Origin of the sequence: Ensifer sp. Root31 (assembly GCF_001424825.1) — a bacterium.
Taxonomy (GTDB): domain Bacteria; phylum Pseudomonadota; class Alphaproteobacteria; order Rhizobiales; family Rhizobiaceae; genus Ensifer; species Ensifer canadensis.
In genome coordinates, this window is sequence record NZ_LMCO01000035.1 from 14,587 (window position 1) to 35,921 (window position 21,335).

14 protein-coding genes and 6 pseudogenes are annotated in these 21,335 nt (G+C 60.0%); 6 read left to right on the forward strand and 14 right to left on the reverse strand.

The window, feature by feature from the left end; all coding sequences use genetic code 11:
* Positions 1-136 precede the first annotated feature (136 nt).
* The gene (locus tag ASD00_RS26610) at positions 137-1,108 is read right to left on the reverse strand and encodes an MBL fold metallo-hydrolase (protein ID WP_057210142.1); all 972 of its coding nucleotides are present in this window, start codon (positions 1,106-1,108) and stop codon (positions 137-139) included.
* Positions 1,109-1,245: 137 nt separating this feature from the next.
* Between ASD00_RS26610 and ASD00_RS26615 the strand changes: the two genes are divergently transcribed.
* Positions 1,246-2,142 carry a LysR family transcriptional regulator gene (locus ASD00_RS26615; protein ID WP_200951498.1) on the forward strand — a complete coding sequence of 299 codons (897 nt, stop codon included), beginning with the start codon at positions 1,246-1,248 and terminating at the stop codon, positions 2,140-2,142.
* 462 nt (positions 2,143-2,604) lie between these two features.
* Here ASD00_RS26615 and ASD00_RS26620 read toward each other — a convergent pair.
* Positions 2,605-3,152 (reverse strand): annotated as a pseudogene (locus ASD00_RS26620) (tyrosine-type recombinase/integrase).
* 185 nt (positions 3,153-3,337) lie between these two features.
* Here ASD00_RS26620 and ASD00_RS26625 point away from each other — a divergent pair.
* From ASD00_RS26625 to ASD00_RS26630, 3 genes and pseudogenes are all read left to right on the forward strand, one after another.
* A complete protein-coding gene (locus ASD00_RS26625) occupies positions 3,338-5,044 on the forward strand; it encodes an adenylate/guanylate cyclase domain-containing protein (RefSeq protein WP_057210144.1) in 1,707 nt (568 codons plus the stop codon).
* 116 nt (positions 5,045-5,160) lie between these two features.
* Positions 5,161-5,477, forward strand: a pseudogene (locus ASD00_RS39265) (restriction endonuclease); the annotation flags it as partial.
* A gap of 333 nt (positions 5,478-5,810) precedes the next feature.
* On the forward strand, positions 5,811-6,047 hold the full coding sequence (locus tag ASD00_RS26630) for a hypothetical protein (RefSeq protein ID WP_107027993.1): 237 nt from the start codon (positions 5,811-5,813) through the stop codon (positions 6,045-6,047).
* A 502-nt stretch (positions 6,048-6,549) separates the two neighbouring features.
* Here ASD00_RS26630 and ASD00_RS26635 read toward each other — a convergent pair.
* Positions 6,550-7,067, reverse strand: a pseudogene (locus ASD00_RS26635) (alpha/beta hydrolase); the annotation flags it as partial.
* Between the two features lie 4 nt (positions 7,068-7,071).
* Positions 7,072-7,722, reverse strand: coding sequence for a hydrolase (locus tag ASD00_RS26640; RefSeq protein WP_057210146.1), 651 nt, complete (start codon positions 7,720-7,722; stop codon positions 7,072-7,074).
* A gap of 154 nt (positions 7,723-7,876) precedes the next feature.
* On the opposite strand from ASD00_RS26640, the gene ASD00_RS26645 reads away from it, so the two are divergent.
* A complete protein-coding gene (locus ASD00_RS26645) occupies positions 7,877-8,770 on the forward strand; it encodes a LysR family transcriptional regulator (RefSeq protein WP_057210147.1) in 894 nt (297 codons plus the stop codon).
* 433 nt (positions 8,771-9,203) lie between these two features.
* Here ASD00_RS26645 and ASD00_RS26650 read toward each other — a convergent pair whose 3' ends face one another.
* Positions 9,204-9,503, reverse strand: a complete 300-nt coding sequence (locus ASD00_RS26650; protein WP_057210148.1) for a hypothetical protein — start codon at positions 9,501-9,503, stop codon at positions 9,204-9,206.
* A gap of 1,333 nt (positions 9,504-10,836) precedes the next feature.
* Between ASD00_RS26650 and ASD00_RS39270 the strand changes: the two genes are divergently transcribed.
* Positions 10,837-10,992: a CsbD family protein gene (locus tag ASD00_RS39270; protein ID WP_082523738.1), complete on the forward strand. Its 156-nt coding sequence runs from the start codon at positions 10,837-10,839 to the stop codon at positions 10,990-10,992.
* Between the two features lie 158 nt (positions 10,993-11,150).
* Here ASD00_RS39270 and ASD00_RS26660 read toward each other — a convergent pair whose 3' ends face one another.
* The 9 genes and pseudogenes from ASD00_RS26660 to ASD00_RS26700 all read right to left on the reverse strand — a co-directional run bounded on the left by ASD00_RS26660 (position 11,151) and on the right by ASD00_RS26700 (position 21,286).
* Positions 11,151-12,410 carry a PHB depolymerase family esterase gene (locus ASD00_RS26660; protein WP_057210150.1) on the reverse strand — a complete coding sequence of 420 codons (1,260 nt, stop codon included), beginning with the start codon at positions 12,408-12,410 and terminating at the stop codon, positions 11,151-11,153.
* 30 nt (positions 12,411-12,440) lie between these two features.
* Positions 12,441-12,854 carry a hypothetical protein gene (locus tag ASD00_RS26665; protein WP_057210151.1) on the reverse strand — a complete coding sequence of 138 codons (414 nt, stop codon included), beginning with the start codon at positions 12,852-12,854 and terminating at the stop codon, positions 12,441-12,443.
* 421 nt (positions 12,855-13,275) lie between these two features.
* Positions 13,276-13,611: pseudogene (locus ASD00_RS41965) on the reverse strand (hypothetical protein); the annotation flags it as partial.
* A 35-nt stretch (positions 13,612-13,646) separates the two neighbouring features.
* Positions 13,647-14,036, reverse strand: a pseudogene (locus tag ASD00_RS42555) (response regulator).
* A 385-nt stretch (positions 14,037-14,421) separates the two neighbouring features.
* Positions 14,422-16,322, reverse strand: a pseudogene (locus ASD00_RS26680) (potassium transporter Kup).
* A gap of 81 nt (positions 16,323-16,403) precedes the next feature.
* The gene (locus tag ASD00_RS26685; RefSeq protein ID WP_057210153.1) at positions 16,404-16,784 is read right to left on the reverse strand and encodes a hypothetical protein; all 381 of its coding nucleotides are present in this window, start codon (positions 16,782-16,784) and stop codon (positions 16,404-16,406) included.
* Between the two features lie 26 nt (positions 16,785-16,810).
* Positions 16,811-17,878, reverse strand: a complete 1,068-nt coding sequence (locus ASD00_RS26690; RefSeq protein ID WP_057210154.1) for a siderophore-interacting protein — start codon at positions 17,876-17,878, stop codon at positions 16,811-16,813.
* A gap of 13 nt (positions 17,879-17,891) precedes the next feature.
* Positions 17,892-19,031 carry an ABC transporter substrate-binding protein gene (locus ASD00_RS26695; RefSeq protein ID WP_057210155.1) on the reverse strand — a complete coding sequence of 380 codons (1,140 nt, stop codon included), beginning with the start codon at positions 19,029-19,031 and terminating at the stop codon, positions 17,892-17,894.
* 5 nt (positions 19,032-19,036) lie between these two features.
* Positions 19,037-21,286, reverse strand: coding sequence for a TonB-dependent siderophore receptor (locus ASD00_RS26700; RefSeq protein ID WP_082523739.1), 2,250 nt, complete (start codon positions 21,284-21,286; stop codon positions 19,037-19,039).
* Positions 21,287-21,335: the final 49 nt, after the last annotated feature.

Here is a 21,335-nt window from a genome sequence, read left to right on the forward strand (position 1 = left end):
CGTTCAAGGCGAGGGATTGGAGACATCGGGCCTGGGCGGCATATTGCCTGTGCGGCCGCTACCGAGGGCGTCGTGGCGATACTGAGATATCTGCTGCTCATTCCGTTCCTAACCTTCTAGCCCGCCGGAGCTAACTTCAATCCTGCAAGGCCCAGTCCGCCACCTCCCAGCGCATCTGCCCACGGTCGGCGACGACACGGCCGAGCCCTGGGAAGGGCATGTGCGTGGCGGCAATCAGCGCGCCTTCCGAGGCTGCGCGGGGGAAAAAGCGGTCGCGCATCGCTTTGGCTGCTGCACGGTCCTGCTCGAACAGGAAGAACACATCGGTCGCTCCCGGATGCACGACCGGAAAGATCATGTCCGACACCATGATGAGGCTCTTCCCTTCATCTTCAACCCGCACGCCGATATGGCCGGGTGTATGACCGGTCAGGTCGACGATCGAGACACCGCGCACAATTTCACGCTCTCCGTCAATCGCCTGGAGTTTCGGGTAGAGGCGCACCACCTCCTGCGCCATCTTAAAGCTGGTCTGCAGATAATCGGGCGCGCCGCTGCGCTTGGCCGGGTCGGTCCAATGCTTGACGTCGCGACGATCGATGTAGAGCTCCGCCTTGGGGTAGTTGCTCTTGCCTCCGGCGATCAGACCGCCCATGTGGTCCTGATGCATATGCGTCACGATCACCGCGTCGATCTGGTCAAGCTGCAGGCCAAGCGCACCGAGCGCCTGCGGCAGTTTGCCGGTCTGCCCGATCGAGCCCGCTGCACCGGCATCGATCAGGATGCGGCGCTCGCCATCATCGATGAGATACTGGTTGAAGAGGAACCGCACCCCACTCGGGCGGGCGGTGAACTGAGCGACTGCCGCCTGCTCCACCTCGGCCGGGGCGCGTCCCGGAAAATAGTCGAAGGGCATATCGGCATACCCGTCTGTCAGTGCCGTCACCGTGAAGCGACCGATGCGGATCTGCGCCAGTGGCGTAATGCTGACCGGCGTTTTGGTGGTATTCTGCGCTGCGGCAAGGGCCGGTGCGCCACTGATCAGTCCTCCCCCGAGGAGGCCGAGAGGAAGAGCGCTGGCAAAGGCACGACGTGAGAGTTGAGGCATGACGTCTTTCTCCTGATCATTGGCAATACGGGGAGCCGGCCGGCGTCCCCTGGAACGCCACAAAAGCTAGGATGTACGAAACCAATAGGGTATCCTGCCATTTCAGGAACTTTCCTCTCAATTTCCGGAAGGATACGATGGATCGGTTTGAAGCGATGTCGGTGCTGCTGGCGGTGGTGGACGCCGGCAGCCTCTCGGCTGGAGCGCGGCGATTGCATGCACCGCTCGCCACGGTCAGCCGCAGAGTCGCGGATCTGGAAAAGCACCTTGGCGTGCACCTGGTCCGGCGCACCCGCCGCGGCCTCACCTTGACGGATGAGGGCCGCAGCTTCGTCGCCGCGTCACGTCGTATTCTGGAGGAACTGGACGCGGCAGAACGGCAGGCCAGCGGCGACTATGGCGCGCTGCGTGGAGGGCTGCACGTGACCGCACCGATTGCCTTCGGCGAGCGCCATCTGCTGCCAATAGCTTTGGAGTTCCTGAAGGAGCAACCCGATATCAACCTGCGCCTGACCCTCGCCGATCGGCAGCTAAGTCTGGCAGATGAGCACGTCGATGTGGCCCTGCGGATCGGACACTTGGCGGACAGCGCGCTGATCGCAACGCGCGTCGGCGCCGTCCGACGGGTGATCTGCGCGAGCCCCGACTATCTTGCCCGCCGAGGCGTTCCGCGTCAGCCGGAAGACCTCAGCCAGCATGACGGCATAAGCTTTCAGGGCTTTGCGACCGCGCCGGAATGGCGCTACCGCCGGGACGGCGCGGCCTTTACCATCGAGCCGCACCCCAAATTCGCGGTCAATACGACGGAGGCTGCCATTCAGGCTGCAATAGCCGGTATCGGCATTATCCGCGTGCTGTCTTACCAGATCTCCGATCAGTTGCGCTCCGGTGCTCTGCACGAATTGCTGACGGACTTTGCACCGGAACCGCTACCTGTGAACGTTATCCATGGACCAGTGGATCCTCTGCCGCTGAAGGTGCGGTGCTTCCTCGACTGGATCGTCCCAAGCCTACGCACGCAGCTGGCTTACTAGCGTCCCGCTCACGCGCACCACCGTTGATGGCAGTGGGGCGCACCGGTGCGAATGCTGCAAGATGCGGTTGTCCTTCCCTAAGCGCCTAACATGTCGTCTTCCCGGAAAGAGCCAAAGCTATCTCTAAGACTGAAATGGGGGCGCAATGCTACCGGGGCCAATTCGGACGCTGGTGACCCGGGCTGCCGTTCGATCCGCGACTAGTGGGAAGCCGCCGTCTGTTGGGATGACGAATACGCGAAACAGCGACTTGCCGAAGTTGGAGCGATCTAAGCGACGATCGCTCATGGCGCATTGATGCCGTCAAAGCTTGGCTTGATCGACGTCTGCTTTCGGGAAGACGCCACTGCGGGCCCTACGACCGAAATGGGCGCGCGTAGTAGCCCGTTGCAACGTCTCGATTGTGGCATGTCAGTCCGCAAATGCGGCCACGCTAACAGCGGAGCCCCACGCTTCTTAGATTTAGGTGTGCTCCGCCAATTCCAGCGCATCTTCGATTTCCACACCCAAATACCTGACGGTATTTTCGATCTTGGTATGGCCCAATAGGATTTGAATAGCGCGAAGATTGCCTGTCGCTTTGTAGATCATTGCGGCCTTCGTGCGCCGGAGCGAATGCGTGCCGTAGTCTTCGCATCGCAACCCGATCGCGGTCGCCCATTCATCTACCAATCGAGCGTACTGGCGAGTACACAGATGATCGGTATGGTCAACCCGACTGGGAAAGGCGTAGTCGTCTACTGTTCCGCCTCGCCGCTCAAGCCACGCAAGCAAACTTGCCCTCACGTCCGCCGTGATTTCGAACTGAACCGGACGGCCGGTCTTTTGCTGAACGACCATAGCGCGGGTTCGAATCTCTCGACCTGACTGTCGATTGCGAGATCAAACAGCGCGCGATCTCTCATACGCTCCTCCCGGTCTAGGAAGAAGCGGATTGCCCAAATCTGACGCTGTTTCAGAGGCTTCTTGACGCCGACCTTTCGGCCGACGTTCCATGCCGGTCGGCCCAAAGCGGCAGGATCCTCGCTTTCCGTGGATACTCATTTCCGTGTAGCCCACTTCGACGCCGGCAGTCACAAAGAAGGATGACGGCTCGATGGAGGTGGAGATCGCCTGGACATTACCTCTTGCCACTTGTTGACTCACCCGCGGTTGAACAATAACTTGCGAACTCGGTCGTTAGGCTTGTCCTCACATGACGGATCAATCTCTTCAGCGTCGCCTTGCTGCCATCGTCGTTGCCGATGTGGTGGGATATTCACGTCTGATGGAGGCTGATGAAGTCGCAACGCTGGCGAACCTCAGGGAACTCCGTTCTGGCGTTATCGAGCCGGCTGTGATGCGCCACAACGGTCGCATCTTCAAGGTCATGGGCGACGGTTTCTTAATCGAATTCGGTAGCGCGGTTGACGCTGTCGCAGCAGCGTTGGAAATGCAACGGGCCACCACTGCTGTTGAGGCTTCCGGAGACCGGCGCCTGCTTTTGCGTATAGGTGTCAATCTGGGAGATGTCATTGACGACGGTTCAGACGTCCTCGGCGACGGCGTCAATGTCGCGGCGCGCCTCGAGACGCAGGCCGCACCGGGAGGTATCTGCATTTCAGCCAAAGTTCACGGCGAGATCGTCGGCAAGATCGGCGACCGGTTCTTTGATGCAGGCGAACGCTACCTAAAGAACCTGACTCGCCCGGTCCACCTGTGGCATTGGCCGGATGCGCTGCAGAGCATATTGCCGCTGCCCGAATGTCCCTCGATTGCTGTATTGCCGTTCACGAATATGAGTGGGGATGAAGCGGACGCGCCTTTCGTCGACGGCTTGACCGAAGACCTGATCACCGACCTTTCCCGTACGGCTGGCCTGTTCGTCATCGCGCGCAATTCCGTGTACGGCTACAAGGGCAAGCCGGTCGACGTACGGCTGGTCGCCCAGGAACTCGGCGTCCGCTACGTCCTCGAGGGGAGCGCCAGACGCGCAATGGGCCGTGTGCGCATCAATGCCCAATTGATCGACGCGCTTGGCGGCCAGCACTTGTGGGCCGACCGGTTTGACAGGACCGTGGAAGATGTTTTCGAATTACAGGATGAAGTTAACGCCAAGATTGTTGAAGCCCTCGTCGGCCGGCTGACCATCCCGACGCAGCGCAATCGGCCGAAGAACTTTGAGGCGTACGATCTGTGTGTGCGCGCCCGCCTCCTGACGGAAGAGTCGCCGCAAACTGAGCGTGAGGCCTATATGCTGCTCCAACGCGCGGTTAAGCTTGAGCCATCATATGCCGAGGCGGTCGGTCTGCTCGCCTATAACCGTTGGCTCGCCTGGACTCATTTCGGCGAACCCGAAGATCCTAACCGTCGGATGGCGGCGACGTTTGCGCAGAAGGCGGTCGACCTAGATCCCAACGATGCCGGCTGCCGTTACGTTCTGGGGACCATTTTGGCTTATGAGCGGCGATGGGAGGAATCGGAGGCCGCCTTCGCCAAGGCCCTGGAGCTGGACCCCAACCACGCCGACACCTGGGCCGCCATGTCGGACATGTCCGTGCTGGACGGCAGGGTTGCCGACGGACTAGCGCAGATCGAAAAAGCTCTGCGGCTCAATCCCTATCCAACCTGCTGGTATCTATGTCATCTTGGGCAGGCGCAATACGCCGCGCGTGACTATGAGGCGGCAACCGCTACACTCCGCAGGAAAGACACGTATCGTACCAACTCACGCAAATTCCTGGCTGCTGCGCTTGCGCAGTTGGGCCAGCGTGAGGAGGCGCGGCGAGAAGCAGAATTGTTCCTGATTGCCCACCCTCATTTCACGATCGGCCATTGGCTCAGCTCCCAGCCGCTGCGCGATGCATCTGTACGAGACCATTTTGTCGACGGCTTCCGAAAGGCTGGCCTGCCGGAGATGTGACAGCGGGTGGGGACAATCCCGACGCGTTCGAGGACTTGATCAACGCATATGCGCTGCGCGACGGCGGTCTGGCGCCGGTCACGATCTCGGCATCAAGCTCGGCCTGTGTCTTGCGCCAGTTTCCGAGCCAAGATCTTGGACGGGTGCGTGGCCTGTAGGCGATTGGATCATCTACTACGAGCCGCGCAAGGTCGCCGCGACCCGCGGTTACTTTGGTGTTGCCAAGGTGACCGAGGTCATCCCGGACCCGAAGGCATCGGGCATGTATCTCGCAATCATCGAACCGGGTAGCTATCTCGACTTCATCAATCCGGTTGAATTCAGTGGAACCGAGGGTGAGGTCGAGAGTGGCGTTCTAAACGAAGAGGGCCGGATATCGGGCAGGGCACAGTCTGCGGTAAGGCCCATTTGGAGCGCGGACTTCAATCGCATCAATTATTCTCGCTCAGGTTAGCGGACCACCACCACCGAGCGAGGCCAAGTTGGGGACGTTGAGCGTCGACGGCCAACGGAAGGCGATGGGTTGGAACCTTCCGGTCCGCATGCGAAGACATATGGCACTGGACGCAGACCAGCGCGACCCGCCCCGGTTTGCGGTCACTGGCGCTGTCCCGAGGGAGGCGCCCGGGGCAGAGGGACCCCAACGGGCAATCCGATGCACTAACGGTGCTGAAGCGGCGCGACGGCCTTCGCCTTGACGTGGGCATTTTTCCCCAACATAGGATCAAGCAAGAAAACGTGGTAAGCGCCAGCCAAAGGGAAAATAATCGTGAGTGAGCCGACCGTAGCAGATGCAACAAACCGCATTTATGAATCGCTCCAGGCGGACAATGCCGACATCGATGTGCATATCGCGACCCTCAAGGAAGCGTTGGTGCGGGCAGGTTTGAAAGAGGCCGTGTTCGACCCTGCTAAGCTCATGCAAAATAATCGTTCTGGCAGGAAGTTTATGCAGGCCTACTTTCGCCAGCGCGGCGTGACGGTGAAGTTCTCGGCTTCGTGAAGCTTCCATTGACGCCAGACAGGTCGCATTTGGACGGCCGGATCACCTTCAATGGCCTGACACCCAAGTTTTGACCCCGCCGCCGTTCCGGGCGGGCTGCCCAAACAATTGGGTAGCGATCGGCCATAAATCAGTCATTCCAGCCCGGCCAAGTTCATATCTTGCCGTAACAGAGGGAAATGGTAAAAAACTGGGTCATTGGTTCTGATCCCATCAAGGCGGGGGACGCACCCGGACGGGGCGATATGTTGCCGGCTTCCGGCCGACTAAGTCGGGTGGAGTTCATTCGCGTTACTGCCTTTGCTCTGAACGCCGAGGAAGCGTCAGGAGCGTAGTCTTGGCCAGCGTGACCCTGCGTCTCAACTGGGGCCGATGGCAGACCGTCTGGTTTCGGTCCCAGTAATAAGATTAGCTGACAAACGCGCAGCGAGGCCACTATGAGCGCAGCGCTTCTGTCGTGCGAGATGGAGTTCTTGTGCTCTACCGGCGCACGCACAACCTTTTAAGCATCGACTCGAACTACGGGACGGGGCCGGGAGCCGCGCCCCCAGCCCCTGCTGTTCTTGCTGAACTCCAGAAGGTCGGCGTTCAGCACATCAGCGTTCACTGTCAGCATCCCGTGCGAGACACCGGGATAGGTCTTCAACGAACCGTTCGGCGGCGATCGGAACGACCGGGTCGTGCTCACCGTGCCGCACCAGCGTCGGCACGGTGATCGCCTTGAGGTCATCGGTCTGGTCGGTTTCCGAGAAGGCCTTGATGCCATCGTAGTGCGCCTTGGCGCTCCCATCATGCCCTGCCGCCACCAGTTCTGGAGCACGCCTTCATGGACCGCCGCGCCCTCGCGGTTGAAGCCGTAGAACGGGCCTGACGGGACGTCGCGGAAGGACTGTGAACGGTTGCAGGCCAGTGCCGTCCGGAAGCCGTCGAAGACCTCCATGGGCGGCCTTCGGGCTTGTCGTCGGTCTTCAGCATCAGCGGCGGAATGGCGGCGACGAGGACGGCTTTGGCCACCCGGCCCGGGTCAGCCTTCGCTCGGCACCGGCGTGTTGAGAAGCTGCTGCTCCCAAAGATACGCGATGCCGCTGCCGCCGAAGTGCTGGATGAGAATCTCGGTCAGCTCCTCGACATGCTCGGTGCGCGCCCAATCGCGTTGCCATTCGCCAGCGAGCGCCATCACGGTCATCACGTTCGCGCCGGCCGCGATCATTCGCTGGATGGCGACTTCGTGAGACTCCTTCGAAATCCCGCCCGACGCGTCGGTGATCACGGTGACGTCCCAGCCTTCGCCGGCGGCGTGGATCACAGGCATGGCAACGCAGACCTCGGTCCACAGTCCGGCGATGATCAGTTGCTTGCGGCCGGTCGCCTTGACGACGTTCACCACATTCTCGTCCTGCCAGGTGTTCACCCAGGTGCGATCGATGACTTCCTGTCCAGGGAACACGTCGGTGATCTGCTTAAAGAGAAGGCCACCGCGCGCCGCGATCACGCTGGTGAGAATGGTCGGAACATTGAAGGCTCTTGCCAGCTTCGCCAGCGCGGTCGTGTTGTTGACCACCATATGCGGATCGTGGCTGTTCAGGTTCGCGAGTTGATAAGGTTGGTGATCGATCAGAACGAGGACGGAATCTTCGGGACGAAGAAGCGAATCGAGGCCGTTACGAGGGGGCATCAAGACTTCCTTTCTCTGCCGCTATGGACGGCGATGGGTTCACGGGAGACATGCGCCAGCGGGTGACGTTGCCTGGACGCAATTTGCTGTTCCTTTTGGTGGTGCGGTAGTGCCATAGTCGGGCAAGCTGTGTCGCGAAATAAGGAACGCCGGAATGGACATCGAAGACCTACAGACATTCGTCGCAGTGGCCGATGCCGGGGGCGTATCGGCCGCCGCGCGCCGGCTTGGCGTCTCCAAATCGATCGTCAGCCGGCGACTCTTCCGGGTCGAAGCGGAGCTTGGCGTCCAGCTTCTTGCACGAACGACCCGCGGCGCCGCGCTCACGGAAGCGGGAATCACGTTCAGGGACCATGCGGCCAGAGCCAGCGCCGAGATCGACACCGCCAAGGAAACGATCCTCCCCACGGGTGAGTTGCGCGGCCGCCTGAGGGTTGCCATGCCGCTTACGTTCGGCCCGACCCACTTCGCCCCCGTGCTTGCGGACATGGCGCGCCAGCACCCGCAGCTTCACATCCATACCTCCTACAGCGATCGCTTCGTCGATCTCATCGCAGAGGGTTTTGATTGCGCGATTCGGGGTGCCTACCTCCAAGATTCAAACCTGATCGCGAAGCGCGTTGGGCCGATCCATGGCAAGCTTGTCGCCAGCCCGGATTACATCAAAGCGCACGGGTCACCTGAGACCCTGGACGAACTCGTCACCCATCAGGCCCTCATGCAGGGAACGGAACCCTGGCAGTTCATGGATGGCGACAAGATCGTCACGGTTCAGCCGCAGGGCAGGTTCAAGGCCGACAGCGCCACGGCGCTTGCCGCTGCGGGGGCGGCAGGTCTCGGCATCGCCTGGCTCCCCGATTGCATCACATATGGATATGTGGCCTCCGGCGCTCTGGTCCCGATCATGACACGCTATCCGGTCCCTCCGGGGGCGGCGTATGTCGTCCGCCCGCCGGGTCAGCATCCCACGCGGAAAGTGCGTGTGCTTACCGAAATGCTGACCGAGTACTTCAAACGGAACCCGGACGTTTGGGGTCTCGACCGTTAAAACACGGGGCGAAGCCTTATCAATGAATTGCGTTCGACGGTCGCTCTACTGCTAGCCGCCGAGCGTGACGACATTGCCCACACGTTCCACTTACTGACCCAGCTTTCGCTGGGCTCCGGAGCCTGGGGCTGCCTTGGTTGATTATGCAATGGTTGACTGGCTGTTTTCGGGGCGAAGCCCAATCGACCTCAACGATTAGCGTGGGCGCGCAAAGCGGCCATCCGCTATGCCGCTAGCGACAGTCAAAAGCGATCAGGAATCCCGTTCAGGCTTTGCGGCGGAAAGGCAGAAAAGGGCCAGCGGATCTGTTCTCACAAGCCCTGTGCGCCACGCCGATGCCCACGCCCAGGAGGTTCAATAGAAACTGGGTAGATGTAACCCAGACGACAGACGCGGACTGGCAAGTGGGCGACAGCGTTGATCTTGGTGAATATCACAGGCGTGTCATCGACACCGCGCGGACGACGATCTCGTCTTGCTTGAAGCGGCGCTCGAGTTCCTTGCGGTAGTCAGCCCACCAATTCTGGTCCAGCTCGACGGCCATCACCTCCGCGATTATAATAACGTCCTTTTCCACCGCCCCTTCGTCTTCCCACAAACCCTCCGCAGGGGCGTTACGGTAGAGCGTGGCTCCGCCAAAACGAGTTGTCAGCTGGTCGCGGACCTCCGCGAATCTCTTCGAAGAATCGCGTTTGTTGCCGACAAGCGGCAAAAATATCTGGATCAAATGCATCGCCTTTTCCTCCGACCCGATGTCCCAGGTTTTCCAAGGCGGACCATCACCCGCCTCGGCGACCCGCGGTGCAATTAGCCTTCGGCGTTTGGGTTCGGCATGGGTCCGTTCGATCCGAAGTTGCTCCCGTCGTTCGTACGATTGTCTTCAACTTCGAACCTCCCTCGACATGGCTGTCCGCTCAGTGAATCCTCGAGACCTGATAAAGTTCCGGTCCGCGACCTATCAGGCGAGAACATGACGCGATGGAAGTAATGGGTTCACATGGTCGCTGTGCACTGGCCAAAAGGGTTATGGTCGGTTCAGGAGCGGCTGGCCTGCGCTTGGCGAGCCTGCGGACATGCGCCCTTCACTCTATACCGCGCGGGTTTGAAGCTGGGCAGGATCGTTCCGAACGTCGAATGGGAATCGGCCTTCCAATATCGCGGAGGAGGGAGGACAAGCTTCGTCTTTATCTGGAGCAGGTAGTCGCAGAACTGTCGAGCGCTAGCGGAAAGCACATCGACGTCGCGATCGATCTGCCGCCTGAGCCATTGTTCGTGGATGCCGGGCGTGTTGGACAGTTGGTCTCCAATCTGCTCGGAAACGCCCTGTCTCATGGAGCGGAACACAAGCCCGTTGAGCTATCTGCGCAAGTGGTCGAAGAAACCGTGATTATTTCCGTCTCAAAAGGTTGCGTTCCCATTCCGCCCGATCTTCCAACCCTTCTTCCATGGCGAAGACCCCGGGGGACGTCACGAGCAGGGGTTGGGTCTTGGAAAACACATCGCTTCCGAGATCGCAAAAGCCCACGGCGGAACGGTTACAGTCTCGTCGTTGAACGAGAAAACCACTTTCGAGGTCAGGATGCCCGTCAGTTCGCAAGCCGAAGAGCCAGGAGCGGAATAATCCGTCAGGTGAAGTGTACCTGAAAACACTCGCGTGAGACGTTTGGAATTGGGTGGAATGCTGCCAGTGGCACTACAGCACCGACCCCCACAGTGATGTGTGGCAATAAAGTGCGGCGTGGCTCCACCTTGAATTCTGCGGGTCGCGTTGGGCCGCTGGCGTGGGCCCGTGGTCAAGCCTTCGGATTGCCATGGCAGAAAGGAATAGGCCGACCCGTCGGAATGAGTAGACCTCGTTCCGCAATGTCAGAATGCGGCGTTCAGCGCCTTTTCCTCATCAGTTCACTTGATGAGCCGCGCCGGCTCGGACACTCAAGACGCTGTCGTTGATATGGTCGCCTACGACGAGCAATGAAGGCCAGATCGAACACGTGTGCCGAGCCTTGCCGGGCCGCCCGTTCGAACAACTGGGGCGCAAGTCGCGTCCTCCAAATCGGGAGACCCGCATGGACAGTGCAAAGGACAAAGTTGGGGGCAAGGCCAATAAGCCCGGTGGTAAGGCAAAGCAAGCCGCAGGCGCGGCACAAGAGGCAAGGCGCGGTGCCCAGCAAGCCAAAGGAAAGCTAAAGGACGCAGTTAAAGTTGCCGTAGACGAGGCTTAAAGCATTGAAGCTGCCGTGCGAACCTGTTCTTGCGCCTGCCGAACAGTATCTCTTGCCGCCCGTTGCGGGCACGGAACATACCATTGGTCCTCGCAAGCGCTTATGACTGACGGACCAGCATGCCGGCACGTGTGCATTCCTCCGGCGGCCGAGTGCCTTCATTCCTTCCCATCGAGGAAGAAGCGCACCATTTGACAAGAGGCATCCGGACCATGCGGGTCCGTATACGTTCCCGAGGGATTGCCGCCGGACCAGGCATGACCGGCGCCCTCTACCAGCCAGTATTCGACCGCCGGGCTTCCACCGGAATCTGCTACGATGGTTCTTGTATAGATCCGCCCGCTCGCGGAGCGGCCGGATTCCTTACGGACCGCGCATCGCGCGTCGGTAGGCGTTGCCTCGGCGACGATCCGATCGGCGTTGGAGGGATGGACCGTCCGATCAGCACCTCCCTGGAAGACGATCGTCCGGAGACGGTGACCATTAGCGAGCCGCTTCGGATCGGATGCAAGACCGCCGTCGCCGCGCATCGCGGAGAAGGCTGACATGACGTCGTTGGCCGATCCGTAGGCCAGGCCGGAATGGATCCCCGCGGCCGAATAGAGATCGGGATAGGTCTCGCCCATGACCGCCGCCATTGCTCCCCCTGCCGATAGGCCTGCCACGAAGACCCGGTCGCGATCGAGGCCGAATTCCGACATGATCTCCTTGGTGATTCCGGCAATGATCGAGGGTTCTCGCCCGTCGCGCATTTGGTCGGTGGGCCTGAACCAATTCCAGCAGGACGACGCATTGTCAGCACCGCTTTGACGGGGATAGGCGACCATGAGACCGTGCGCCTCGGCAACCGCGTTCATGCCCGTTCCTGCAGCAAAATCTTCGGGATCCTGCTTACAGCCATGGAGCATGACGACAAGGCCGCGCGGCCGATCGGGTGCGGACGCGGGAACGTAGAGCCTGTAGCTTCGCGAACCCGCGGGGCAGGTGAAGGATCGTGCCAGGAACTGTGCCCCATCCGAGATGACGGGCTCTCGGACCTGTCTTGCCGTGCCCGGCAGGCCGACGTCGTGTGGCGATCCGAAGACGCCCCGCGCCAGCCGACTCTCGCTCAAAATCCGTACCGTTTCTCGCAAGGGCTTCCGCAACCTCGGCGACGACGTGCCATTGCCAACCTTTTGGGCGGGCTCTTCGGCATCAGACCGTGTCGGTGGCTCGATGATCTCGGCATCCGGATCGACCGGGAAGGGGGCGGAACGCTGGATTGGCCGCGGTGGCGTGATGTCCGATGACGAGATGCGAGTATCGGAAGCCGATCGGCCGGCCAGCGCATCCTGGATCACGCGTGTCGCCTCGGCGACGTTCAAGGCGCGAGTGGACCGTAGCGCACGGCGCATGGCCGTTTCAAAATCGTCATTCATGGAGATGTCCTTCTTGGTCGGGCCGCAGTTTTACCGGATGCGTTCGGCCAGCGCTGATTTCAACTCGGTGCTGGCCTGGAGGGCGCCGAGCACGGTGATGGATTCAATTGTTGCCAGAGCAAGTTCTGGTGTGACGTCGGACGCGATGCGGGCAAGCCCGACCACCTTGATGTGAACTCTTTCACCGGCCGCCTTCAGCGATTCCAGTTCCGCTCTGCTGTAGTCGCGCAAACCCAGTTCCAGCATGTGCCGGACGATCGACTGCTTGACGGCCTCGGCCTCGGCCGTGAGCTGGTTGCGGATCGCAGTGCGGATGAAGTCGCTGCGATTGGAATAGCATCCTTCCCGCACGAGAACGTCAATGCGACCGAGATCGACATAACCGAGATTGATGGTGATCTTCTCAGATTCACCGCCCCTGTCGCGTAGGTGATTGTCTTTCATGCCATCCACTCGCCATCTAGCTGGATGGTATATGGATGTTATCATGGTCTGTTTCAAGAGCTGGTGCTAGGAGGCAGCGCGGTTCGGCTAAGAAAAGCTGCGCCTTTTAACCCAGCTCGGTTCGAGGGCACGATCCATAGAGGCTTGGGGCGGTTTCGGGACTGGTCGAACTCTCTGCTAAATGTCTCTGCGGAGGCGCGCAGGCGTCGGAGTTGATCGTATCATTTCGAGCTCGGCAGTCCGCCGGACGGCCTGTCGTTGATGGAGACGGCCACCGCTGCTCTAAGGCTGCGGTCCGACTTGGAATGAGAACGAGCAATGCCAACCCTCGGGAAGCTTACAACGCTGTACGATGGAGATCGCGTAATGCATTGATTTTGGGACAGCGCTCTGTTGCGTCCGCTAAAGTGAGGACAACATTCTTCGTGTTTATGGCCTCTACTTGAACTGAAAACCGATTGCCCAGAAGTTGCAGCGATGCGTCGTGCGTTTGATCAGTTGCACTTCACAGCGCGTCCTTCGCCGGTCGTCATCAGCAGCCATTTTTCGTAGTATGGCCGCCACATGTCCGGCATCTCCTCCGGAGAGGAAGGCGGCACGAAACGCGTGAATATGGATGCGCACGGTCGGAAAATCGGGTTGCAACCTCAGCAACCTGATCGAACACCTGGGGTATCCAAGCGACCTGCCAAGGGGTACTCTCGGCGAACATGCGTTGCATGTCTATGTAAAGGTCAGCCCATTTTCCTGGATTCATGTCGTGCGGCGCTCAAACGAAATGCCAATCATTTGCTAGGTCGTCTTGCCGGTGGAGTTGGTGTGCCGAAACAGTTTTAGTTTCTCAGTGAGTTCGATAACCGAGACCGGTTTGCCGATCGTTGCGAGCGCTGTCTCCGCATACTCAGCGGCGACCGCTTCCTGATCGGTGACGAAGATGCTCGGAATGCCGCGCTGGCGAAGCCACTTTGCGGCATCCGGGCCGGTGCGCCCGTCGGCCAGATCGATATCCACCGGGCACCCCGTCGACCTCGATTATCTCTATCCTGCCAACCAGATCGGCGAAGCTGCTGGCGGAGCCTGCAAAGACATACCCAGATCCTCGATCATCGCCTCAATGTGAAAGACGATCAGCGGGTTGTCTTCGAGATAGAATATCCGCAACGCCGACGCGGAAGATTCCATGCGCTCAACCTCCTATGCCTCCGGTTGCCTGAGCAACACGCGCGGAAGCGGACCCGATAGGGTGCAACGCAATCCGATGCCAAGAGGATCATGATGCAGGCGACGTCCATTCGGGCTGCCTCTGTCGCGCTCAACCCTGAAGGCGACGGTATGTTCCGGGGAAGCTGTCGAAAGCCAAACGCAGCGCCCGGTAGAGTGAAAAGGAGCGCATCAGTTGGTCGACTTGTGCGATTGTCCGTTAAACCAACACTTCAGAGGAGAACATCCTCCTGAAATAGGAGCGCTCTTCAAACCGCTTGTTGTTGAAATGTTCCTTCAATCGGGTGCAGATCAAGCTCCGCACGGCTGATGCGAGTGATGCCGCTCCCAAACGTGGCCTGCGCACTTAGATAATGACTTGCTCTCCCAGCTCGACGACTCGATTGGCGGGCAGATGAAAGTAATCAGTTGGATCAATCGCCGAGTCGGCCATGGCGATGAAGAGCTTGTCTTGCCAGTGGGGCAGTCCTGACTGGGGGTCGGCTATCAGCTTGCGCCGGCCGAGATAAAAGGACGTCGACATGATCTCGAACTTGAACCCCCCCTTTCGACAGCGCGCCAGCGCCCGTGAGACATTCTGATCGTCCATGAAGCCGAATCTCAGCTCCAGCAGGCTGAACCGATCAGACAGCTGCGTAATTGTGTAGCGGTCCTTCTCGGGCACATACGGGACCCTGGCGGTCTTGATGGTCATGATGACGTTGTGCTGATGAAGGACGTGATTGTGCTTGATGTTATGCAACAGAACTGCCGGCGTTGTCTCGGGCGTAGCGGTCAGGAAGACCGCTGTTCCGGGGACGTCGACAGGAGCGTGCTCGGACTTTCGTTCGACCATGGCCATGAACTGGCTCAGCGGAATGTCGTGACGGGCGGTCTTCTCGCGCAGCAGGCTGACCCCCTTCCGCCAGGTCAACATCATCGTAATCAAGGTGCCGGCGATCAGGATGGGCACATACCCTCCGTGGTGAACCTTCAACAAATTGGCGCCGAGGAAGACCAGTTCGAGACTGAACAGGGGAAGCAAGACAGCTATGGCTGTCAAAGCGGACCAGCCCCATTGGCGCCGAACGAATTCGAAGGCGAGGATCGTATCGATCACCATCGCGCCCGTAATGGATACGCCGTATGCGGGGGCAAGGGCTTCGGAGCTACCGAACATCAGCATGAGGGCGAGAACACCGGTCAAAAGGATGGTGTTGACCAAGGGTAGGTAAATCTGACCCGTTTGCGTTTCCGAGGTGTAGTAGATCTCGAAGCGGGGGAGGAAGCCGAGGTGGATCGCTTGCCGTATAAGCGAAAAGGCTCCGGTGATCACCGACTGGCTGGCGATGATCGTTGCGGCCGTGGCAAGGATCACCATCGGCAACAATGCCCAGTTCGGGAACATCAGGAAAAACGGATTGTCGATGACATTGGGATGGGACAAAACCAGCGCGCCTGTCCCAGATAGTTCAACGCGAGGGCGGGGAACACGACCGTAAACCACGCCGACTGGATGGGCAGCCGGCCGAAATGACCAAGATCGGCATAAAGCGCTTCAGCGCCGGTCACGGTAAGGAAGATGGCGCCGAGTACGATAAAGCCGACGAGGCCGGCATCCCACAAGAAGCCAACCGCATAGAGCGGGTTGAAGGCTGCAAGGATCGCCAAATCGTCGCCTATATGCGCAATGCCAGCAGCTGCCATCACCAGAAACCAAATAAGGGTGATTGGACCGAAGAAAATCGAGACAGCACCGGTCCCGCGAGACTGGACGGCGAAAAGCAGCAGGATTATCACGATAGAGATCGGCAGCACGTAGTCGTCAAGCGCCGGCGTCACGAGCTTCAATCCCTCGACGGCCGACAGCACCGACAGCGCCGGAGTGATCATCGCGTCACCGATGAACAGGGCGGCACCGAGAACGCCGGCAAAAAACATGAGGACCGGATACTTGGTGCCCTTCTTCAGCAACAGGGCGAGCAGGGACAAAGTGCCACCCTCACCATCGTTGTCGGCGCGAAGCAGAAAGAGCACGTATTTAATGGTCACGATGGCGGTCAGCGTCCAGAGTACCAGCGACACGAGACCGATGACTTCGTCCCGCCCGACGCCACCTGGCCCAAACGGGCGCAGTGCCTCGCGGAAGGCGTAGAGAGGGCTGGTCCCGATGTCGCCATAGACCACGCCGATTGCCCCGACGGTCAGCGCCAGAAACTGCGGCAGATTTTTCGCTTGTGCCGGTGCGTGGTCGAGGGAGTCGGCCATGTGTTCTCCCTATCCTTATGGCGACCTGCTGATCTTACTGAAGATGTTAAATGCGGTCCCCTCGAGAGTCGAGCAACTGAATCAACTGAACCACTTTCTTATTTGTTCCTGCTTAACTACTCCGAAAAGCGCGTTGCCAGCGCGGCAAGCGCAGTCGTCTACCCTGAACAGATCGGATCCGTTTGAAAGCTCTGGCGCCGTCGCGAGCCCGTTCGTGGCGTGGAGAGATTCAAGACGCACCTCTTCGACTGCCATGGTATTCTTTTCGCTTCTGGTCTTTTGAATTGGCGTCTTGATCGTGCCGCGTAAGCCACCTTCCTTCTGGTCAGGGGGCGAAGATCTGCTGCCACGCCGGACTTTCTTTGTGCTCGAAAGATCCGCATAAAGTATCGACGGGAACTGGTAGCCCATTAAATGTGGCTGGTCCATTCCGCGGTCGGCAATGGGTATGGCCTGCTTCATTGGCTAGCTGATCCGGTTAAGGCGCGTCAGGAAGAAGTCCCAGCACGCCAATAGGAGACGACAAGTTGCTCGTCGCGCTTTAGCTTCGTCTGCTCGCGGACGAACTGGCGGATCGTCTTGAACGCGCCATGTTCGCACGCAGCCCAGAGATAGATCGACCTGCCATCTTCCGGAAATTCGCTATTCCTGACAGCATCGACAAGCAGACTTCCTGGCTTTGCCCCGTTGCGCACGAGCCAGTGCACGTCGACCGCCGCCGAACTCTCTAAAGCCTGGATTTCTTCGCCGTCAGCCACCTCGATGTAGGCAATCCCCGTCGCAGCAAAAGGCAGGTTGGCGAACATCCGGGCAATCGCGGGAAGGGCGGTCTCATCTCCGGCAAACAGATACCAGTCCGCCACGACGAGTCCGCCGCCGCCAGGTCCGAATACGCCTACTTCCGTGCCGATGACTACTGTCTCGGCAAACCGAGAGCCAGGCCCGACATCGGAGTGGATCACGAAGTCAATCTCGATCTCTTCCGTCTCGACGTCGACGGAGCGGACCGTATATTTACGCAAAAATGGTTTGTGGTCCGGATCCTCCCATTCGATCACGCCACTCGACGCCACCGATGGCCAAACCGGGCTTCGGAGTTCCGGTCTTTGGATCAGAAGATTGAGGTGGAGCGCGTCGAGACCTGCAAAACGGGCGGCGTTCTGGCAGCGAAACCTCAGGCGCCGCATATGGGGCGTCACGTCGTGACTGCCGATGACCGTCAGGACCTGGAAATTGGGTGGCCGTGTCTGACCGTCGCTATCGCCGCTCCAGCGGATCTCGGGGGCCGCCTCTCCGGCGAACTCCAGGATATGGGAGGCGATCGTCATACGCGCGAAATAGAGGTGCTCGAAATCAGGCGCCTCTATCTCGACGCACGTGCGTGCGCCCTCGCCGAAAAAGCGGGCGGTGCAGCCGGATAGTCGCAGCACGACCTCGCCCGCCTGCCTGCTGACCTCTGCGCCGTGCTCGAGCATGTGATGGCAAAGCCGGGTTATGACGGGTTCAGGATTAGGCAAGGCAATCAATGCCTGAGCCGAATAGGTTCTGCCTACCATGGGGACATTCCTGTCATTGCGCGATCCTTGAAACGTCGAGGTCGAGCCAGAAGGTGCCTTCGAGTGGCACGCTCAAGAACCGGTTGTTGATCTCGGCAAGGGTCGCGGCCGGATCAATGTCAGTGAACAGATCCGGATGAATCCATCGCGCGTAGCATTCAAAGGCCAGAACATTGAGAACCGAGATCGACAGTTGATGGGACACTGCGTGGGCACGGCCGCTACGCACTGCTGTCAGACTGGAGCGCAAGTCGCTCGAAACAAGCATGGCGAACGATCTCGATGCCGCATCCGCGGTGATATCATCGCCAAGAACGAGGCCGTTCTGGGCCGCAAGGTGCGGTCCTCCGGTCGCAATGTAGACCTCCGGGTCCTTTACCAGCACGTACTCGGCGCTCAGCCTTCCGTCGTAGCCGGGCACGCCGACGCCAATGCTCTCGCCTCCGGCCAGCTTGAGATATTCAGTCATGCGGTTGTCGCGCCCCGGCGTTGAGCAACAGTCCTCGCCGGCGTGGGCATCGATCAGGACCGAAGGGCGCCTGAGATTGCGCGTGCGATCCGTGATGAGCGCATAACGCGGCCGGACAAAATCGCTAAAGGCATGGGCCTGCGCCTCTCGGCCGATCACCTTTCCAAGAAGTTCGATCGAGGAAATGGTAGTTTCTGCCGGGCCGCGTCCATCGTTGGCGGGGCCATCGAGAAATACCACCGGCACCCCGGCGGCCTCCAGTGTCGCAGCGACCTGTGTCCAGCTTTGGTCCCAGAGAGAGACGACGAAGACGTCCGGCTTGACGGCGAGAATGGCCTCAGGCGAGGTCTTTGAACCGACCACGCCACCCGCCACCGGGATAGAATCGATGCTGGGAAAGCGGGCGCGGAACGACTGGTAGAAACCTCTGTCGATCCTTTGCGGCGCCGCCCAGCCGGCGAGGCGCGAAACCGGATCCGGATCGATAAGCGCCAGCGACAGGAGCAGCAGGCTTTCATTGGTAGCGATGCGCTGGGCGGGGATTGCGAGGCGGACGTCACGCCCTGCGGCGTCGGTGAGCCGGATTTCCGCCGCCGCCGGCACGCCCAGGAAGAGCGCGATGACGAATGCTGCCGCAAGTCGGACCAATGGGACGGTTGTCTGGACAGGCATTTTCAGGATCATGCGGCCTACCACGCGTAGTTCAGGCTGGCCGTAACCGCCCGTCCAGCACCGTAGTTGCAACTTCCGCCGGTAATGTTCAGGCAATGCGAGACATACTCCTCGTCGAACAGGTTGGTGACGTTGACGCGAAATTTCGTGCCTTCGAAAGACTTGTGCAAGGCGTCGAAGTCATACGCGGCGCCGATATCGACCAGTACGCGGCTGGGGATGCGCAAATCATCTCGATAGGTGGCGTCGGTCTGATAAGACGAGGTCATCCGCACCCCGGCGCTCAGCGAAAGGCCCTCGATGGCAGAAGGACGATAGTTTATCCAGGCGCTGCCCTGATGCTCTGGCGATCTCAACATCTCGCGGCCCCTGGCCGCCGCGTTCGTAGACTGGACTACTTCGGAATCCGAATAGGAGTAGGAGGCAAGGACGTCGAATTCGGGGGTGATCTCGTACTTCCCTTCAAGCTCCAATCCCCGCACGCGCTGCTTGCCGGTCTGCACGCTGTAGAGCGAACTGGCAGGATCGGGCGTGAGGCCATTTTCGAGCGTCAAGTCAAACAGTGAGACCGTGATCATGCCCCAGCCGCCCGGCGGCTCGAACTTCACGCCAATTTCGTACTGTTCGGCCCGTTGCGCCTCAAAGGGCATTCCGGGCCGGCTGGCACCCAGGGCCGGCAAGAAGGCGGTGGAATAGCTGACGTAGGGAGCGATACCGTTGTCGAAGAGATAGGAGAGGCCGGCCCGCCACGTCACTTCGCGATCATCGTTGGAGACGGTCGACCGATCCGGAGCCAGGCGGTTTTGGGTATCGATGTCCGAGAGATCGTAGCGCAGGCCGACCGTCCCTACCCAGTTGTCGTAGCGGATCTGGTCCTGGGCATAGAAGCCGACCTGCCGTTGCTTCTGCAGGCCAGTGCGCTGGATGGCCGGGACTGGTATCGGTGCGGTGCCGTAGACCGGGTCGAGATAGTCGAGGGGCGGCACTCCGACAGTGCCGTTGCCGAAATTGGTCGACGAATCGGCCCGGAGGACGTCGATGCCGAAGAGAGCCGTGTGATCGAGGGCACCGGTATCGAACCGGGCTTCCAGTTGGGTGTCGACGTTGAAGCTTGTCAGCCAATCATCCGACACTGCCGAAGCCCGATTGAGGGTATGGCCGTCGGGCCGATAGGCGAAGGCCGGGTTGACGAGGGCGAGGAACATGTTCTGGCTCGCGCGGCCGTAGCGCAGGTTCTGACGCACGCTCCAGGTGTCGTTGAACTCGTGGGAAAATTCGTATCCGAGCGTATAGAAATTGCGTTCAAAGATGCTGGCGTTGGGATCGCCGAGATAGAGCTCTCGTGGGATCTGTCCGAATGAATTGTCGATCAGTGTCCCGATCGCCGGGTAGAAACGGGGGTTGAAGTCCTTCGGGCGATCCTTCTGATAGTAGCCATAAAGAGTGAGTTGTGTCTGGTCGGTCGGCGCCCAGGTCAAGCTCGGCGCAAGCATGAGCTGGCGTTCTTGCTCTCGATCGATCTGGCTGCCCATGTTCTTGCCGAGTCCGGTAAGCCTGTAGGTCCAGTCGCTTCCTTCGCTGACCGGTCCTGTGAAGTCGAACATCCCTTCGATGCCACCGAAAGACGAGGTCTGGATGCCTACCTCGTTATGGCGCTCCGGTTGCGGACGCTTGCTGACCTGGTTGACGAGCCCCCCTGGGACCGCCCGGCCGTAGAGAACCGACGCCGGCCCCTTGATGACGTCGATGCGCTCAAGTGCGTAGGGGTTCACGGCCGGAGTGGCATAGTTGTTGGGGTCGCCCGGAAGCACCAGTCCGTCGAGCCACATCGTACCGTAGGTGTTGAAGCCGCGGATATAGAGCCAGTCGTAACGGATGTCGTAGCCGTTGCTCTCGGTCAACACACCCGGAGTGTATCGCAGCGCCTCCGACACGGTGTTCGCCCCTTGCTCGTCCATCTGGTCACGCGTGACGACGCTGATTGCCTGTGGCGTCTCGAGGAGAGAAGTATCGGTCTTTGACGCGCTGAGGCTTCGCTTGGCGACAATCCCATTGTCCGGCCCCCTTGGGTTGTCCTTAGAAGCAGTTACGGTGATCGCCTCGAGCCGGGTTCCCGGGGCCGCATCCTGTGCCAACACAGGTGCCGCGAGACCGAGGACGCCAGCAAATGTCGAGGCAAAAAGAGTCTCTTTGCGGTGCGCAGCGAACGTGCGTGCACGCTCTTTCGCGTCGCGTCTTTTGCCAAACCTGCCGTCTTCGCTCGTCATGATCCTACCCCAAGTCGATTGCATCTTTTGTTAAACTTGACTGATTAAA

Bases quoted from the DNA above. Each gene is read 5' to 3' on its own strand.
- ASD00_RS26665 (WP_057210151.1), bottom strand. From the start codon at position 12,854: ATGAAAGACAATCACCTACGCGACAGGGGCGGTGAATCTGAGAAGATC.
- ASD00_RS26645 (WP_057210147.1), top strand. From the start codon at position 7,877: ATGGACATCGAAGACCTACAGACATTCGTCGCAGTGGCCGATGCCGGG.
- ASD00_RS26625 (WP_057210144.1), top strand. From the start codon at position 3,338: ATGACGGATCAATCTCTTCAGCGTCGCCTTGCTGCCATCGTCGTTGCC.
- ASD00_RS26610 (WP_057210142.1), bottom strand. From the start codon at position 1,108: ATGCCTCAACTCTCACGTCGTGCCTTTGCCAGCGCTCTTCCTCTCGGC.
- ASD00_RS26685 (WP_057210153.1), bottom strand. From the start codon at position 16,784: ATGAAGCAGGCCATACCCATTGCCGACCGCGGAATGGACCAGCCACAT.
- ASD00_RS26615 (WP_200951498.1), top strand. From the start codon at position 1,246: ATGGATCGGTTTGAAGCGATGTCGGTGCTGCTGGCGGTGGTGGACGCC.
- ASD00_RS26695 (WP_057210155.1), bottom strand. From the start codon at position 19,031: ATGATCCTGAAAATGCCTGTCCAGACAACCGTCCCATTGGTCCGACTT.
- ASD00_RS26700 (WP_082523739.1), bottom strand. From the start codon at position 21,286: ATGACGAGCGAAGACGGCAGGTTTGGCAAAAGACGCGACGCGAAAGAG.
- ASD00_RS26660 (WP_057210150.1), bottom strand. From the start codon at position 12,410: ATGAATGACGATTTTGAAACGGCCATGCGCCGTGCGCTACGGTCCACT.
- ASD00_RS26640 (WP_057210146.1), bottom strand. From the start codon at position 7,722: ATGCCCCCTCGTAACGGCCTCGATTCGCTTCTTCGTCCCGAAGATTCC.
- ASD00_RS39270 (WP_082523738.1), top strand. From the start codon at position 10,837: ATGGACAGTGCAAAGGACAAAGTTGGGGGCAAGGCCAATAAGCCCGGT.
- ASD00_RS26650 (WP_057210148.1), bottom strand. From the start codon at position 9,503: ATGCATTTGATCCAGATATTTTTGCCGCTTGTCGGCAACAAACGCGAT.
- ASD00_RS26690 (WP_057210154.1), bottom strand. From the start codon at position 17,878: ATGGTAGGCAGAACCTATTCGGCTCAGGCATTGATTGCCTTGCCTAAT.